A 17,277-nucleotide genomic window follows, 5' to 3' on the forward strand; every position below is an offset into this window, starting at 1 on the left:
GGCTGGCCCGGCTGTACGGGGGCACCCGGCACAGCCTGGGCGCTTGTCGGCGCTTAGATTGCCAGGATGGCCTGGGCCAGTTCGGCGTCGCTGGCCTGCAGGCTCGGCATTTGTGCGCGGATGTGCAGGAACGCGCTTTCCAGCTTGGCACCGCGGATATCGCCTTGGCTGCCTACGAAGCTGGCAGCGTCGTCACGGGCGGCCTGGACGATTTTATCGTCACGGAACGACGAAGAAACATCCGAGGTGGCGTCGGTGGACGCAGCTACCGCCCCTACTACAGCGTCGGTGGTGACGACGAAACTGGTGGCGTTTGCGGTGCCAGCCAGGCTCAGCATAAGAGCGGCGCCAATCAGATATTTACGGGACATTTCGTGGACTCCTGAACTCGGGTCGGGTGGTTCTGCTTATCGGACGCTCGCATTGCTGGTCGCGGTACGTATGACAGTGGTTTCTACCAGACTGCCAAGCCAAGCGTATCACGCGCGGGTGTTTCCAGATGTTAACTGAAGAAGGCCCTGCGGAACTGTGTTGGTTAATTTTTTGTATTTAAAAACTGTACCTGTCCAGCGCTCGGCGCTAAGCGCTGTATGCCACAAATAAAAAACCCGTCGCAGTTGCCTGCAACGGGTTTCAGGAATTCGCGGTGCCGGCCGAAGCCGGCAAGCCGGTGCTTAGCGCCAGAAAGGCTTGCTCAGCTCTTCGTAACGCTGCGACTCGCTGATGCCAGCGTCGGCCAGCAGGCGAGCGTCCAGGCGAGCCAGTTGACGGCGGCTTGCCATGCGGCGCTGCCACAGCAGCAGAGTGGACAGTGCGCGCAGCGGCAGCGATGCGTTGGATTGCTGGGCGTTGCTTTCAAAAACCAGACCGGAACTGAGGGTACGTTCCATGATGCTTCATCCTTCCGCTTATGGCGGGATTAGGTAGTGATTTAACTGATGCCAATGATCCTCCTCTCTTGTCCAGAACAGTAGATACAGTTCATGCGAAAGACGATGGCTCAGTTAACTGTGTAACCCTACTGTTGCACTCGAAACAGGCGCAACTGTACTGGTCTGCATCTTTATGGTGCATTTTTGATGTGTGGCGATGTTCTGCAGGCTTGAAAGAAGCCTAGGACAGGTACAGTAGTACAGTTCTGGATATTCTTGTGTCTGGACGTGAAACGCGAATGGGCTGGAACAGCAGAAGCGGGGCTGCTGTTCCAGACCGCCGCTGGATCAGCTCGCTTGCATGCGGCCGGTTTCTTCCAGGTTCTCGTGCCAACTCAGCGCTTCGCGCAGGATATGTGGCGTATGGCCGCCACGTTGGCAAGCGCGCTCGAAGTAATCGTTCAGTGCCGCGCGGTAGTCTGGGTGCACACAGTTGTCGATGATCACGCGTGCCCGCTCGCGCGGGGCCAGGCCACGCAGGTCGGCCAAACCTTGTTCAGTGACCAGGATGTCCACGTCGTGTTCGGTATGGTCCACATGGCTGACCATCGGCACCACACTGGAAATCGCACCGCCTTTGGCAATCGACTTGGTAACGAATACAGCAAGGTGGGCGTTACGGGCGAAGTCACCCGAGCCACCGATGCCGTTCATCATCCTGGTGCCACACACATGGGTGGAATTGACGTTGCCGTAGATGTCGAACTCCAGCGCGGTGTTGATACCGATGATGCCCAAGCGCCGCACGACCTCAGGATGGTTGGAGATTTCCTGCGGGCGCAGCACGAGCTTGTCCTTGTAGCGCTCGAGGTTACCGAATACATCGGCATTGCGGCGGGTCGACAGGGTGATGGAACTGCCCGACGCAAAACGCAGCTTGCCGGCGTCGATCAAGTCGAAGGTCGAGTCCTGTAGCACTTCGGAGTACATGGTCAGGTCTTCGAAGGGCGACTCGATCAAGCCGCACATCACGGCGTTGGCAATACTGCCGATGCCGGCCTGCAGTGGGCCGAGCTTGTTGGTCATGCGGCCAGCTTCCACTTCCTTCTTCAGGAAGTTGATCAGGTGGTTGGCGATACCCTGGGTTTCGTCATCTGGCGGCAACACGGTAGATGGGGAGTCCGGTTGGTCGCTGATGACGATACCCACGATCTTGGCCGGGTCGATCGGGATGGCGGTGCTGCCGATACGATCGTCGACCTTGACCAGCGGAATGGGCGTGCGGGTCGGGCGGTAGGTCGGGATATAGATATCGTGCAAACCTTCGAGGTTGGTGTTGTGCGAGAGGTTGATCTCGACAATCACCTGCTTGGCGAAGATGGCGAAACTGGCCGAGTTACCCACCGATGTAGTAGGTACGATGTGGCCCTGCTCAGTGATGGCCACGGCTTCGATGACCGCGATGTCCGGCAGCTTCAATTGCTGATTGCGCAGTTGTTCGACGGTTTCCGACAGGTGCTGGTCGATGAACATCACCTTGCCGTCGTTGATGGCCTTGCGCAGAGTGCTGTCTACCTGGAAAGGCATGCGGCGTGCCAACACGCCGGCCTCGGTCAGTTGCTTGTCCAGGTCGTTGCCCAGGCTGGCGCCGGTCATCAGGCTGATCTTCAGTGGCGACTGTTTGGCACGTTCGGCCAGTGCATGCGGGACGGCCTTGGCCTCACCGGCGCGGGTAAAGCCGCTCATGCCGACAGTCATGCCGTCCTCGATCAGACCAGCGGCATCAGCCGCACTCATTACCTTGCTGTGCAGAGAGGACAAGCGGATACGGTCACGGTACATGGATTGTTATCTCGGGCTACTGAAACTACTGCAGCGCAGTCTAGAGATTTCGCCCATTGCCGTCCCACGACCATGGTCGTATGAGAAGCCTCTCGGTAGAGCCGTTGATCCGGATCAATAAAAAGAAAGCCCCGGTAAATGCTTACCGGGGCTTCCTTTATATCGGCGGGTTTGCTGCGGTGTTTTATTCTACAGCCTTGACCATGTCTTCGATAACCTTCTTGGCGTCACCGAATACCATCATGGTTTTGTCCAGGTAGAACAGTTCGTTATCCAGGCCGGCGTAGCCGCTGGCCATCGAGCGCTTGTTGACGATGATGGTCTTGGCTTTGAACGCTTCGAGAATCGGCATGCCGGCAATGGGCGACTTGGGGTCGTTTTTCGCCGCCGGGTTGACCACGTCGTTCGCGCCAAGCACCAGTACCACGTCGGCCTGGCCAAACTCGGCGTTGATGTCTTCCATTTCAAAGACCTGGTCGTAAGGGACTTCGGCTTCGGCCAGGAGCACGTTCATATGCCCAGGCATACGCCCCGCCACTGGGTGAATCGCGTACTTCACGGTCACACCGTTGTGGGTCAGCTTTTCGGTCAGTTCCTTGAGTGCATGCTGGGCACGGGCCACCGCCAGGCCATAGCCCGGAACGATGATCACGCTGTCGGCGTTGCTCAACAGGAAGGTGGCATCGTCAGCCGAGCCGGACTTGACCGGGCGCTGCTCTTGCGAGCCTTGCGCCGCCCCAGCGTCGGTATCGCCACCAAAGCCGCCGAGGATGACGTTGAAGAACGAGCGGTTCATCGCCTTGCACATGATGTACGACAGAATGGCGCCAGAAGAGCCCACCAACGAGCCAGCGATAATCAGCATCGAGTTGTTCAGCGAGAAGCCGATACCCGCTGCCGCCCAACCCGAGTAGCTGTTGAGCATTGAAACAACCACCGGCATGTCGGCGCCGCCAATCGGAATGATGATCAGCACACCCATGACAAAGGCCAGGGCCAGCATGAGGGTGAAGGCACTGTAGTGGCCAGTGAACGTAAACAGCAGGCCCAAGGCGATGGTGGTCAGGCCCAGGATCAGATTGAGCTTGTGCTGACCGGCGAACTGTACGGGTGCGCCCTGGAACAGGCGGAATTTGTATTTGCCCGATAGCTTGCCGAAAGCGATCACCGAGCCAGAGAAGGTAATGGCACCAATGGCTGCGCCGAGGAACAGTTCCAGGCGGTTACCGGTAGGGATCGGGTCGCTGATGGCTGCAACAATGCCCATCGACTGCGGTTCGAGCACTGCGGCGATAGCGATGAAAACCGCAGCCAGGCCGATCATGCTGTGCATAAAAGCGACCAGTTCGGGCATCTTGGTCATCTCGACCCGCTTGGCCATGATCGAACCGGCGGTACCACCCACCAGCAGACCGACCAGTACGTAACCGATGCCGGCCGTGGCCCCACCGTTACCTATGGAGAGCGCCGCGAGCTTATAAATGAGGCCAACCGTAGTGAGGATGGCGATGCCCATGCCGATCATGCCGAACAGGTTGCCGCGCCGCGAGGTGGTCGGGTGCGACAGGCCCTTGAGCGCCTGGATGAAGCACACCGAGGCGACGAGGTAGAGGAGCGTTACCAGATTCATGCTCATGCTTACTTCTGCGCCTCGTTCTTGGTTTTCTTCTTGAACATTTCCAGCATGCGGCGGGTGACCAAGAAGCCACCGAACACATTGACTGCGGCCAAGGCCACCGCCAGGGTGCCCATCAGTTTGCCGGCCGGGGTGACGGTCAGTGCGGCGGCCAGCATGGCACCGACGATGACGATCGCCGAGATGGCATTGGTGACCGCCATGAGTGGGGTGTGCAGCGCCGGGGTGACATTCCACACCACGTGGTAGCCCACATAAATGGCCAGCACGAAGATGATCAGGTTGTAGATGCCGTGGGAAATCAGCATGTCTTCCATTGTCGTGCTCCTTAGCCGTTCTTGCGGACGACCTGGCCATCGCGGCACATCAGGCAGGCCGCGACGATGTCGTCTTCGAGGTTGATGGTCAGTGCGCCGTCCTTGTCGAACAGCAGCTTCATGAAGTCCAGCAGGTTGCGCGCATACAGCGCCGAGGCATCGGCGCCGACCTGGGCCGGCAGGTTGGTGGGGCCGACGATGGTCACGCCATGCGCCTGAATGACCTGGTCCGCCACGGTCAGCGGGCAGTTGCCGCCTTGGGCTGCGGCCAGGTCGATGACGACCGAGCCAGGCTTCATCTGGGCCACCGTTTCGGCACTGAGCAGGGTTGGCGCCTTGCGGCCTGGGATCAAGGCGGTGGTGATGACGATATCCGCCTGCTTGGCGCGCTCGTGCACGGCCTGGGCCTGGCGTTGCATCCAGCTGGCTGGCATTGGCCGGGCATAGCCGCCGACGCCTTCGGCGCACGCGCGTTCTTCGTCGGTCTCGTAGGGGACGTCGATGAACTTGGCACCCAGCGACTCGATCTGCTCCTTCACCGCCGGGCGTACGTCGGACGCCTCGATCACTGCGCCCAGGCGCTTGGCCGTGGCGATGGCCTGCAGGCCGGCAACGCCCGCACCCAGGATCAGTACCCGGGCGGCTTTGACCGTACCGGCGGCGGTCATCAGCATGGGCATGAAGCGTGGGTAGTGATGGGCAGCCAGCAGCACGGCCTTGTAACCGGCGATGTTCGCCTGTGACGACAGCACGTCCAGGCTCTGCGCCCTTGACGTGCGGGGCGCGGCCTCCAGCGCGAAGGCGGTGATCCCGCGTTCGGCCATCTTGCCGATCATTTCGCTGTTGAAGGGGTTGAGCATACCTACCAGCAGGCTGCCGCTGTTGATCAGGGCCAGTTCCTGGTCGTTGGGCGCGACCACCTTCAGGACCAGTTTGGCGCCGTATGCATCGGCTGCGGTCCCCAGGGAAGCACCCACGGCCTCATAGGCACTGTCCGGAATGGCGGCGTTGAGCCCTGCCCCCCGTTGAACGGTGACCTGATGGCCCTGGCCAATCAGTTTCTTGATGGTTTCGGGGGTCGCAGCGACCCTTGTCTCACCGGTCTGCGTCTCGAGAGGAACACCAATGTGCACGACTATTTCTCCTGCGGTGACCTTTGTTTTTGTCAAAGCCAGCGCACTGCGAATGGTGTGCTGGGTGGCTGTGGAGCGCCATCCCGCCGGATCCTGGGCGGGCGAAGCATTTTGCAGACGAACCCATAGGGCTTCAACCGGTTCTGGAGCGAAACGAAGTTAAAACTACAAGTCACCCTGTGACCGCTTGTCGCACGCATAAGATCGCAGCCCATCAACTACGGGCTTTTGCCAGATTAGGAGAAAAAAACAAAAAAATTTTGTCCAGTTCGCTGATGGCTTGTTCGATGTCGCAAAATAACCCGCAAAGCCGCGTAGTCAGGACGGTTAGCGGGTATTTTTGTGCGTACGTAACAGTTTACGAATATGCGACAAATACATATATCTGTAGGTGTTAAAAATAATTGACTACGGGGTCAGGTTATCCCGTTCCTGGGCATATGCCTGCGCTTGGCTCACCAGCCAGTCACGGAATGCGCGCAGTGATGCGGACTCCACCTTGCGTTCTGGAATCATCAGATAGTAGGCCTTGTCGCTAGTCAGGACGTGTCTGTTAGCGACTACCAGCCTACCCTCCTGCAACTCGCGCTGGATCAGAAACGGCGGTATCAGCGCGACGCCCATCTCGTGCATGGCCGCTTGGGCAAGCATCGAAAATAGCTCATAGCGTGGGCCGGTCATGTCACGTTCCACATTCATGGCCACGCTGGCAAACCATTGCCGCCACGCGTACGGCCGCGTGCTCTGCTGCAACAGTGGCAGCTCAGCGATGTGCCGTGCTTCGAGCGTGCCTTGCCCGCCCAGCAGTGCCGGGCTGCATACGGGTAACGGGTTTTCCCCCATCAGCCGCTGCGACTGTGTGCCAGACCAGTCGCCATCACCAAAATAGATGGCGGCATCGAATGTTGTGTCCGCGAACAGAAATGGCCGGGTGCGGTTGGTGAGGTTCACGGTGACCTCCGGGTGGCGCTGCTGGAAGTCTTTGAGGCGCGGTAGCAGCCATTGGGTACCGAATGTCGGTACTACTGCCAGTTCGATCACGCTGGCGCCCTGCTGTCGCATCACTGACAAGGTGTCGCGCTCCACTGCGTCCAGTTGCGCGGCAACCTGGCGGCTGTACGACAGGCCCGCCTCGGTCAGCTTCACACCACGGCGCGAGCGGCGAAACAACTCTACGTTAAGGAACGTTTCCAGGCTGGCAATCTGTCTGCAGACGGCGCCCTGGGTCAAGGAAAGCTCCTGGGCGGCCTTGGTGAAGCTCTGGTGACGCGCAGCGGCCTCGAAGCAAACCAATGCAGAGGTGCTGGGGATCTTGCGTCGCATGTACGTCAACCTCACTCGTCAGGCCGCAAATGTGGCGGGGTTCTGATTTTCGAAGTGACAAAATATCACTATATGGTGCGCAATCCTCGTTTGTATCAGCGGGCAATCAGTCCTAGGCTCAAAGGCACATAAAAACTCCGCCCCCTTCTCGAGGATTCCGCTCATGGCTGGTAAAGCAAGCTTCAACTGGATCGATCCACTGCTGCTGGATCAGCAGCTCACTGAAGAAGAGCGCATGGTGCGTGACAGCGCGTATCAGTTCGCCCAGGGCAAGCTGGCCCCGCGTGTACTCGAGGCGTTTCGTCATGAGCAGACCGACCCGGCGATTTTTCGCGAAATGGGGGAAGTGGGCCTGCTGGGTGCGACCATCCCCGAGCAATACGGCGGCAGCGGCTTGAACTATGTGTGCTATGGGCTGATTGCTCGCGAAGTGGAGCGTATCGACTCCGGCTATCGTTCGATGATGAGCGTTCAGTCTTCGCTGGTGATGGTGCCGATCAACGAATTCGGTACCGAAGCCCAGAAACAGAAGTACTTGCCCAAGCTGGCGAGTGGGGAATGGATCGGTTGCTTCGGTTTGACCGAGCCTAACCATGGCTCTGACCCGGGCTCGATGATTACCCGGGCCAAGAAGGTCGAGGGCGGTTATCGCCTGAGCGGCAGCAAAATGTGGATCACCAACAGCCCGATCGCTGACGTATTCGTGGTCTGGGCCAAGGATGACGCTGGTGATATCCGTGGCTTCGTCCTGGAAAAGGGCTGGCAGGGCCTGAGTGCGCCTGCAATTCATGGCAAGGTCGGTTTGCGCGCGTCGATCACTGGCGAGATCGTCATGGATAACGTGTTTGTGCCGGAAGAGAACATCTTCCCCGATGTACGTGGCCTCAAAGGTCCGTTCACTTGCCTGAATTCGGCCCGTTACGGCATTTCCTGGGGGGCGCTGGGTGCTGCAGAGGCCTGCTGGCACACCGCCCGCCAATACACGCTGGACCGTCAGCAGTTCGGTCGCCCACTAGCTGCAAACCAGCTGATCCAGAAAAAGCTGGCGGACATGCAGACCGAGATCACGCTGGCGCTGCAAGGCTGCCTGCGCCTTGGGCGCATGAAGGACGAGGGCACCGCGGCGGTGGAAATTACCTCGATCATGAAGCGCAACTCCTGCGGCAAGGCGCTGGATATCGCACGCATGGCACGCGACATGCTCGGTGGTAACGGGATTTCCGACGAATTCGGTGTTGCCCGCCACCTGGTCAACCTGGAGGTGGTCAACACCTATGAAGGTACGCACGACGTACATGCGCTGATCCTGGGGCGCGCGCAAACCGGTATTCAGGCTTTCTATTGATAAGGAGCCAGTCCATGGGTGCGTTATCACATCTGCGGGTGCTGGACCTGTCGCGCGTGTTGGCCGGCCCTTGGTCTGGCCAGATCCTCGCTGACCTGGGGGCTGACGTGATCAAGGTCGAGCGGCCGGGCAGCGGGGACGATACCCGCGCCTGGGGGCCGCCCTTCCTTAAAGGTGCCAATGGCGAGAACACGAGCGAGGCGGCTTATTATCTGTCGGCCAACCGCAACAAGCGGTCGGTGACGATCGATTTCACGCGGCCAGAGGGCCAGCGCCTGGTGCGTGAGCTGGCGGCGAAGTGCGATATCGTCATCGAGAACTTCAAAGTAGGTGGGCTGGCGGCCTATGGGCTGGATTACCAAAGCCTCAAGGCCGACAATCCGCGGCTTATTTATTGCTCCATTACCGGCTTCGGGCAGACCGGGCCTTACGCCCGGCGCGCTGGCTATGACTTCATGATCCAGGGTCTGGGTGGGCTGATGAGCCTGACGGGGCGCCCGGAGGGTGAAGAAGGCGCTGGGCCAGTCAAGGTAGGTGTTGCCCTTACCGACATTCTGACCGGGCTGTACTCAACGGTGGCTATGCTGGCCGCCCTCGCCCATCGCGACCAGACTGGGGTCGGCCAGCATGTCGACATGGCGCTGCTGGATGTGCAGGTGGCTTGCCTGGCGAACCAGGCAATGAACTACCTGACCACGGGCACGGCGCCCCGTCGCCTGGGCAATGCCCACCCCAACATCGTGCCTTATCAGGATTTTCCTACGGCGGATGGCGATTTCATTCTTACCGTGGGCAACGACAGCCAGTTCCGCAAATTCGCCGAGGTGGCCGGGCAGCCTCAATGGGCGACTGATCCTCGCTTTGCCACCAACAAGCTGCGTGTTGCCAACCGGGCTGAGCTGATTCCATTAATTCGCCAGGCCACCGTGTTCAAGACCACGGCCGAATGGGTGAGCCAGTTGGAGGCAGCGGGTGTGCCGTGTGGGCCAATCAATGATCTTGCCCAGGTGTTCCGTGACCCCCAGGTGGTGGCACGCGGGCTGGCGGTCAGTATCCCGCATGCGTTGGCAGGCAGTGTGCCGCAGGTGGCAAGCCCGATACGTTTGTCGGCGACACCTGTCGAGTATCGGCTGGCGCCGCCTATGTTGGGTGAGCATACCGAGGTCGTGCTTGAAGAGGTGTTAGGGCTAGGAGCGGAAGAAGTGCGCCAGCTGCGCAGCGCTGGCGTGTTGTAGGGAATGCTGGTCCAGCTATATAGCGGGGAGGCCGCCAGGCCTCCCCGCTTTGCTTTTTAAGCGCCCTGAAAGTTTATTTGAATTAAAGGTTGACGCCCTCTCGAATCCCCTTATAATGCGCCCCACTTCCAGCGACAACGGAACGACAAACTCCTTGAGATTCAATGAGTTAACCGATTCGGAAAGCGCTGTAAGGGCTACGATCAAATGATCGAAAACGGTTGAGATGATGGTTGACAGCGCTTCTAAACGCTGTATGATTCGCCTCCCGCTACGAGAGATCGCAGTGAGTCAAGTGTTTGAAGCTAAACGAGTTTCTCGCAAAAAACTTCAAAATAAACGCTTGACAGCAAATGAGGAAAGCGTAGAATGCGCGCCTCGGTTGAGACGAAACGATCTTAACCAAACGCTCTTTAACAAATCGAATCAAGCAATTCGTGTGGGTGCTTGTGAGTATGGACTGATAGTCAAAAAGATTATCAGCATCACAAGTGGCCATGCGAGAAATCACATAGTCATTTGAGATTGCTGAGCCAAGTTTAGGGTTTCTTAAAAACCCAAGCAGTATTGAACTGAAGAGTTTGATCATGGCTCAGATTGAACGCTGGCGGCAGGCCTAACACATGCAAGTCGAGCGGATGACGGGAGCTTGCTCCTTGATTCAGCGGCGGACGGGTGAGTAATGCCTAGGAATCTGCCTGGTAGTGGGGGACAACGTTTCGAAAGGAACGCTAATACCGCATACGTCCTACGGGAGAAAGCAGGGGACCTTCGGGCCTTGCGCTATCAGATGAGCCTAGGTCGGATTAGCTTGTTGGTGAGGTAATGGCTCACCAAGGCGACGATCCGTAACTGGTCTGAGAGGATGATCAGTCACACTGGAACTGAGACACGGTCCAGACTCCTACGGGAGGCAGCAGTGGGGAATATTGGACAATGGGCGAAAGCCTGATCCAGCCATGCCGCGTGTGTGAAGAAGGTCTTCGGATTGTAAAGCACTTTAAGTTGGGAGGAAGGGCAGTAAGTTAATACCTTGCTGTTTTGACGTTACCGACAGAATAAGCACCGGCTAACTCTGTGCCAGCAGCCGCGGTAATACAGAGGGTGCAAGCGTTAATCGGAATTACTGGGCGTAAAGCGCGCGTAGGTGGTTTGTTAAGTTGGATGTGAAAGCCCCGGGCTCAACCTGGGAACTGCATCCAAAACTGGCAAGCTAGAGTACGGTAGAGGGTGGTGGAATTTCCTGTGTAGCGGTGAAATGCGTAGATATAGGAAGGAACACCAGTGGCGAAGGCGACCACCTGGACTGATACTGACACTGAGGTGCGAAAGCGTGGGGAGCAAACAGGATTAGATACCCTGGTAGTCCACGCCGTAAACGATGTCAACTAGCCGTTGGAATCCTTGAGATTTTAGTGGCGCAGCTAACGCATTAAGTTGACCGCCTGGGGAGTACGGCCGCAAGGTTAAAACTCAAATGAATTGACGGGGGCCCGCACAAGCGGTGGAGCATGTGGTTTAATTCGAAGCAACGCGAAGAACCTTACCAGGCCTTGACATGCAGAGAACTTTCCAGAGATGGATTGGTGCCTTCGGGAACTCTGACACAGGTGCTGCATGGCTGTCGTCAGCTCGTGTCGTGAGATGTTGGGTTAAGTCCCGTAACGAGCGCAACCCTTGTCCTTAGTTACCAGCACGTTATGGTGGGCACTCTAAGGAGACTGCCGGTGACAAACCGGAGGAAGGTGGGGATGACGTCAAGTCATCATGGCCCTTACGGCCTGGGCTACACACGTGCTACAATGGTCGGTACAGAGGGTTGCCAAGCCGCGAGGTGGAGCTAATCTCACAAAACCGATCGTAGTCCGGATCGCAGTCTGCAACTCGACTGCGTGAAGTCGGAATCGCTAGTAATCGCGAATCAGAATGTCGCGGTGAATACGTTCCCGGGCCTTGTACACACCGCCCGTCACACCATGGGAGTGGGTTGCACCAGAAGTAGCTAGTCTAACCTTCGGGAGGACGGTTACCACGGTGTGATTCATGACTGGGGTGAAGTCGTAACAAGGTAGCCGTAGGGGAACCTGCGGCTGGATCACCTCCTTAATCGACGACATCAGCCTGCTGATGAGCTCCCACACGAATTGCTTGATTCATTTGCTGATGAGAATTCAGAAATGAACATTCGTTGATGAATGTTGATTTCTGACTTTTGTCAGACCGTTCTTTAAAAATTCGGATATGTGATAGATATAGACTGACATGCACTTTCACTGGTGTGTGATCAGGCTAAGGTAAAATTTGTGAGTTCTGCTCTTAATTGAGCGAAATGCGAATTTTCGGCGAATGTCGTCTTCACAGTATAACCAGATTGCTTGGGGTTATATGGTCAAGTGAAGAAGCGCATACGGTGGATGCCTTGGCAGTCAGAGGCGATGAAAGACGTGGTAGCCTGCGATAAGCTTTGGGGAGTCGGCAAACAGACTGTGATCCAGAGATCTCTGAATGGGGGAACCCACTCAGCATAAGCTGAGTATCTTGTACTGAATACATAGGTGCAAGAGGCGAACCAGGGGAACTGAAACATCTAAGTACCCTGAGGAAAAGAAATCAACCGAGATTCCCTTAGTAGTGGCGAGCGAACGGGGACCAGCCCTTAAGTTGATTTGAGATTAGTGGAACGCTCTGGAAAGTGCGGCCATAGTGGGTGATAGCCCCGTACACGAAAATCTCTTATCAATGAAATCGAGTAGGACGGAGCACGAGAAACTTTGTCTGAATATGGGGGGACCATCCTCCAAGGCTAAATACTACTGACTGACCGATAGTGAACCAGTACCGTGAGGGAAAGGCGAAAAGAACCCCGGAGAGGGGAGTGAAATAGAACCTGAAACCGTATGCGTACAAGCAGTGGGAGCCTACTTTGTTAGGTGACTGCGTACCTTTTGTATAATGGGTCAGCGACTTATATTCAGTGGCGAGCTTAACCGAATAGGGGAGGCGTAGCGAAAGCGAGTCTTAATAGGGCGTTTAGTCGCTGGGTATAGACCCGAAACCGGGCGATCTATCCATGGGCAGGTTGAAGGTTAGGTAACACTGACTGGAGGACCGAACCGACTACCGTTGAAAAGTTAGCGGATGACCTGTGGATCGGAGTGAAAGGCTAATCAAGCTCGGAGATAGCTGGTTCTCCTCGAAAGCTATTTAGGTAGCGCCTCATGTATCACTGTAGGGGGTAGAGCACTGTTTCGGCTAGGGGGTCATCCCGACTTACCAAACCGATGCAAACTCCGAATACCTACAAGTGCCGAGCATGGGAGACACACGGCGGGTGCTAACGTCCGTCGTGAAAAGGGAAACAACCCAGACCGTCAGCTAAGGTCCCAAAGTCATGGTTAAGTGGGAAACGATGTGGGAAGGCTTAGACAGCTAGGAGGTTGGCTTAGAAGCAGCCACCCTTTAAAGAAAGCGTAATAGCTCACTAGTCGAGTCGGCCTGCGCGGAAGATGTAACGGGGCTCAAACCATGCACCGAAGCTACGGGTATCATCTTATGATGATGCGGTAGAGGAGCGTTCTGTAAGCCTGTGAAGGTGAGTTGAGAAGCTTGCTGGAGGTATCAGAAGTGCGAATGCTGACATGAGTAACGACAATGCGAGTGAAAAACTCGCACGCCGAAAGACCAAGGTTTCCTGCGCAACGTTAATCGACGCAGGGTTAGTCGGTCCCTAAGGCGAGGCTGAAAAGCGTAGTCGATGGAAAACAGGTTAATATTCCTGTACTTCCAGTTATTGCGATGGAGGGACGGAGAAGGTTAGGCCAGCCTGGCGTTGGTTGTCCAGGTTTAAGGTGGTAGGCTGAAATCTTAGGCAAATCCGGGATTTCAAGGCCGAGAGCTGATGACGAGTTGCCTTTAGGCGACGAAGTGGTTGATACCATGCTTCCAAGAAAAGCTCCTAAGCTTCAGATAACTGGGAACCGTACCCCAAACCGACACAGGTGGTTAGGTAGAGAATACCAAGGCGCTTGAGAGAACTCGGGTGAAGGAACTAGGCAAAATGGCACCGTAACTTCGGGAGAAGGTGCGCCGGCGAGGGTGAAGGACTTGCTCCGTAAGCTCATGCCGGTCGAAGATACCAGGCCGCTGCGACTGTTTATTAAAAACACAGCACTCTGCAAACACGAAAGTGGACGTATAGGGTGTGACGCCTGCCCGGTGCCGGAAGGTTAATTGATGGGGTTAGCGCAAGCGAAGCTCTTGATCGAAGCCCCGGTAAACGGCGGCCGTAACTATAACGGTCCTAAGGTAGCGAAATTCCTTGTCGGGTAAGTTCCGACCTGCACGAATGGCGTAACGATGGCGGCGCTGTCTCCACCCGAGACTCAGTGAAATTGAAATCGCTGTGAAGATGCAGTGTATCCGCGGCTAGACGGAAAGACCCCGTGAACCTTTACTATAGCTTTGCACTGGACTTTGAATTTGCTTGTGTAGGATAGGTGGGAGGCTTTGAAGTGGGGACGCCAGTTCTCATGGAGCCATCCTTGAAATACCACCCTGGCAACTTTGAGGTTCTAACTCAGGTCCGTTATCCGGATCGAGGACAGTGTATGGTGGGTAGTTTGACTGGGGCGGTCTCCTCCCAAAGAGTAACGGAGGAGTACGAAGGTGCGCTCAGACCGGTCGGAAATCGGTCGTAGAGTATAAAGGCAAAAGCGCGCTTGACTGCGAGACAAACACGTCGAGCAGGTACGAAAGTAGGTCTTAGTGATCCGGTGGTTCTGTATGGAAGGGCCATCGCTCAACGGATAAAAGGTACTCCGGGGATAACAGGCTGATACCGCCCAAGAGTTCATATCGACGGCGGTGTTTGGCACCTCGATGTCGGCTCATCACATCCTGGGGCTGAAGCCGGTCCCAAGGGTATGGCTGTTCGCCATTTAAAGTGGTACGCGAGCTGGGTTTAGAACGTCGTGAGACAGTTCGGTCCCTATCTGCCGTGGACGTTTGAGATTTGAGAGGGGCTGCTCCTAGTACGAGAGGACCGGAGTGGACGAACCTCTGGTGTTCCGGTTGTCACGCCAGTGGCATTGCCGGGTAGCTATGTTCGGAAGAGATAACCGCTGAAAGCATCTAAGCGGGAAACTTGCCTCAAGATGAGATCTCACTGGGATCTTGAATCCCCTAAAGGGCCGTCGAAGACTACGACGTTGATAGGTTGGGTGTGTAAGCGCTGTGAGGCGTTGAGCTAACCAATACTAATTGCCCGTGAGGCTTGACCATATAACACCCAAGCAATTTGCTAGCGCAGATTGCGGTGGTGAAGATGACATGAACCGAAAGTTCGCAAGGTATCACAAACATCACATATCCGAATTCGCTGGGCTGTCCATCTGGACATTCTGGCTACAGAATTTCTTGACGACCATAGAGCATTGGAACCACCTGATCCCATCCCGAACTCAGCAGTGAAACGATGCATCGCCGATGGTAGTGTGGGGTTTCCCCATGTGAGAGTAGGTCATCGTCAAGATTCATTTCGCAAAACCCCTATCTGCGCAGGCAGGTAGGGGTTTTGTCTTTAAGTAGAAGCTGTCGCTTCTCCTGGTTGGCTCACGAGCCCGCCAGTGGTGGTAAAAGGTGGTTGACAGTGTTTTTGAATACTGTATTATTCACCTCCCGCTACGAGAGATCGAAGCGAGTCAAGTGTCTGAAGTTAAACGAGTTTCTCGAAAATCTTCAAAGTAAACGCTTGACAGATCCTGAGGAAAGCGTAGAATGCGCGCCTCGGTTGAGACGAAACGCTCTTAACCAACCGCTCTTTAACAAATCGAATCAAGCAATTCGTGTGGGTGCTTGTGAGTACGGACTGATAGTCAAAAAGATTATCAGCATCACAAGTGGCCATGCGAGAAATCACATAGTCATTTGAGATTGCTGAGCCAAGTTTAGGGTTTCTTAAAAACCCAAGCAGTATTGAACTGAAGAGTTTGATCATGGCTCAGATTGAACGCTGGCGGCAGGCCTAACACATGCAAGTCGAGCGGATGACGGGAGCTTGCTCCTTGATTCAGCGGCGGACGGGTGAGTAATGCCTAGGAATCTGCCTGGTAGTGGGGGACAACGTTTCGAAAGGAACGCTAATACCGCATACGTCCTACGGGAGAAAGCAGGGGACCTTCGGGCCTTGCGCTATCAGATGAGCCTAGGTCGGATTAGCTTGTTGGTGAGGTAATGGCTCACCAAGGCGACGATCCGTAACTGGTCTGAGAGGATGATCAGTCACACTGGAACTGAGACACGGTCCAGACTCCTACGGGAGGCAGCAGTGGGGAATATTGGACAATGGGCGAAAGCCTGATCCAGCCATGCCGCGTGTGTGAAGAAGGTCTTCGGATTGTAAAGCACTTTAAGTTGGGAGGAAGGGCAGTAAGCTAATACCTTGCTGTTTTGACGTTACCGACAGAATAAGCACCGGCTAACTCTGTGCCAGCAGCCGCGGTAATACAGAGGGTGCAAGCGTTAATCGGAATTACTGGGCGTAAAGCGCGCGTAGGTGGTTTGTTAAGTTGGATGTGAAAGCCCCGGGCTCAACCTGGGAACTGCATCCAAAACTGGCAAGCTAGAGTACGGTAGAGGGTGGTGGAATTTCCTGTGTAGCGGTGAAATGCGTAGATATAGGAAGGAACACCAGTGGCGAAGGCGACCACCTGGACTGATACTGACACTGAGGTGCGAAAGCGTGGGGAGCAAACAGGATTAGATACCCTGGTAGTCCACGCCGTAAACGATGTCAACTAGCCGTTGGAATCCTTGAGATTTTAGTGGCGCAGCTAACGCATTAAGTTGACCGCCTGGGGAGTACGGCCGCAAGGTTAAAACTCAAATGAATTGACGGGGGCCCGCACAAGCGGTGGAGCATGTGGTTTAATTCGAAGCAACGCGAAGAACCTTACCAGGCCTTGACATGCAGAGAACTTTCCAGAGATGGATTGGTGCCTTCGGGAACTCTGACACAGGTGCTGCATGGCTGTCGTCAGCTCGTGTCGTGAGATGTTGGGTTAAGTCCCGTAACGAGCGCAACCCTTGTCCTTAGTTACCAGCACGTTATGGTGGGCACTCTAAGGAGACTGCCGGTGACAAACCGGAGGAAGGTGGGGATGACGTCAAGTCATCATGGCCCTTACGGCCTGGGCTACACACGTGCTACAATGGTCGGTACAGAGGGTTGCCAAGCCGCGAGGTGGAGCTAATCTCACAAAACCGATCGTAGTCCGGATCGCAGTCTGCAACTCGACTGCGTGAAGTCGGAATCGCTAGTAATCGCGAATCAGAATGTCGCGGTGAATACGTTCCCGGGCCTTGTACACACCGCCCGTCACACCATGGGAGTGGGTTGCACCAGAAGTAGCTAGTCTAACCTTCGGGAGGACGGTTACCACGGTGTGATTCATGACTGGGGTGAAGTCGTAACAAGGTAGCCGTAGGGGAACCTGCGGCTGGATCACCTCCTTAATCGACGACATCAGCCTACTGATGAGCTCCCACACGAATTGCTTGATTCATTGTAAAAGACG

Annotated in this window: 9 protein-coding genes and 4 rRNA genes; 6 read left to right on the top strand and 7 right to left on the bottom strand. The window is 56.0% G+C overall.

Annotated elements, in window-relative coordinates:
- Positions 1-53 precede the first annotated feature (53 nt).
- The 7 genes from GEV39_RS00545 to GEV39_RS00575 form a co-directional block, all read right to left on the bottom strand.
- Entirely contained in the window at positions 54-371 is a 318-nt protein-coding gene (locus GEV39_RS00545) for a DUF2388 domain-containing protein (RefSeq protein ID WP_054913238.1), read from the bottom strand.
- 303 nt (positions 372-674) lie between these two features.
- On the bottom strand, positions 675-890 hold the full coding sequence (locus GEV39_RS00550; protein ID WP_003256968.1) for a DUF1127 domain-containing protein: 216 nt from the start codon (positions 888-890) through the stop codon (positions 675-677).
- A 330-nt stretch (positions 891-1,220) separates the two neighbouring features.
- A complete protein-coding gene (gene scpC, locus GEV39_RS00555; RefSeq protein ID WP_029885367.1) occupies positions 1,221-2,714 on the bottom strand; it encodes a succinyl-CoA:acetate CoA-transferase ScpC in 1,494 nt (497 codons plus the stop codon).
- A gap of 184 nt (positions 2,715-2,898) precedes the next feature.
- Complete coding sequence (locus GEV39_RS00560) at positions 2,899-4,350, bottom strand: NAD(P)(+) transhydrogenase (Re/Si-specific) subunit beta (RefSeq protein WP_173887134.1); 1,452 nt, start codon at positions 4,348-4,350, stop codon at positions 2,899-2,901.
- Positions 4,351-4,352: 2 nt separating this feature from the next.
- A complete protein-coding gene (locus tag GEV39_RS00565) occupies positions 4,353-4,667 on the bottom strand; it encodes an NAD(P) transhydrogenase subunit alpha part 2 (RefSeq protein ID WP_003256966.1) in 315 nt (104 codons plus the stop codon).
- A gap of 11 nt (positions 4,668-4,678) precedes the next feature.
- The gene (locus tag GEV39_RS00570) at positions 4,679-5,800 is read right to left on the bottom strand and encodes a Re/Si-specific NAD(P)(+) transhydrogenase subunit alpha (protein WP_173887135.1); all 1,122 of its coding nucleotides are present in this window, start codon (positions 5,798-5,800) and stop codon (positions 4,679-4,681) included.
- Positions 5,801-6,208: 408 nt separating this feature from the next.
- A complete protein-coding gene (locus GEV39_RS00575; RefSeq protein ID WP_054904518.1) occupies positions 6,209-7,123 on the bottom strand; it encodes a LysR family transcriptional regulator in 915 nt (304 codons plus the stop codon).
- Between the two features lie 163 nt (positions 7,124-7,286).
- On the opposite strand from GEV39_RS00575, the gene GEV39_RS00580 reads away from it, so the two are divergent.
- From GEV39_RS00580 to GEV39_RS00605, 6 genes are all read left to right on the top strand, one after another.
- Complete coding sequence (locus GEV39_RS00580) at positions 7,287-8,468, top strand: acyl-CoA dehydrogenase (protein ID WP_054904519.1); 1,182 nt, start codon at positions 7,287-7,289, stop codon at positions 8,466-8,468.
- A 14-nt stretch (positions 8,469-8,482) separates the two neighbouring features.
- Positions 8,483-9,703, top strand: coding sequence for a CaiB/BaiF CoA transferase family protein (locus GEV39_RS00585; protein WP_173887137.1), 1,221 nt, complete (start codon positions 8,483-8,485; stop codon positions 9,701-9,703).
- A 569-nt stretch (positions 9,704-10,272) separates the two neighbouring features.
- Positions 10,273-11,809: ribosomal RNA gene (locus GEV39_RS00590) — 16S ribosomal RNA — on the top strand.
- A 281-nt stretch (positions 11,810-12,090) separates the two neighbouring features.
- Positions 12,091-14,983, top strand: a 23S ribosomal RNA gene (locus GEV39_RS00595).
- Between the two features lie 134 nt (positions 14,984-15,117).
- Positions 15,118-15,233: ribosomal RNA gene (gene rrf / locus GEV39_RS00600) — 5S ribosomal RNA — on the top strand.
- 445 nt (positions 15,234-15,678) lie between these two features.
- A 16S ribosomal RNA gene (locus GEV39_RS00605) occupies positions 15,679-17,215 on the top strand.
- Together the 16S, 23S and 5S rRNA genes form the textbook arrangement of a ribosomal RNA operon.
- Positions 17,216-17,277 lie beyond the last annotated feature (62 nt).

Origin of the sequence: Pseudomonas sp. NY5710 (assembly GCF_013305665.1) — a bacterium.
In the GTDB taxonomy this organism is placed as follows: domain Bacteria; phylum Pseudomonadota; class Gammaproteobacteria; order Pseudomonadales; family Pseudomonadaceae; genus Aquipseudomonas; species Aquipseudomonas juntendi.

Excerpts from the sequence above, each read along its gene's own strand:
- GEV39_RS00575 (WP_054904518.1), bottom strand. The coding sequence starts at position 7,123 with ATGCGACGCAAGATCCCCAGCACCTCTGCATTGGTTTGCTTCGAGGCC.
- GEV39_RS00585 (WP_173887137.1), top strand. The coding sequence starts at position 8,483 with ATGGGTGCGTTATCACATCTGCGGGTGCTGGACCTGTCGCGCGTGTTG.
- GEV39_RS00545 (WP_054913238.1), bottom strand. The coding sequence starts at position 371 with ATGTCCCGTAAATATCTGATTGGCGCCGCTCTTATGCTGAGCCTGGCT.
- GEV39_RS00560 (WP_173887134.1), bottom strand. The coding sequence starts at position 4,350 with ATGAGCATGAATCTGGTAACGCTCCTCTACCTCGTCGCCTCGGTGTGC.
- GEV39_RS00580 (WP_054904519.1), top strand. The coding sequence starts at position 7,287 with ATGGCTGGTAAAGCAAGCTTCAACTGGATCGATCCACTGCTGCTGGAT.
- GEV39_RS00550 (WP_003256968.1), bottom strand. The coding sequence starts at position 890 with ATGGAACGTACCCTCAGTTCCGGTCTGGTTTTTGAAAGCAACGCCCAG.
- GEV39_RS00565 (WP_003256966.1), bottom strand. The coding sequence starts at position 4,667 with ATGGAAGACATGCTGATTTCCCACGGCATCTACAACCTGATCATCTTC.
- scpC (WP_029885367.1), bottom strand. The coding sequence starts at position 2,714 with ATGTACCGTGACCGTATCCGCTTGTCCTCTCTGCACAGCAAGGTAATG.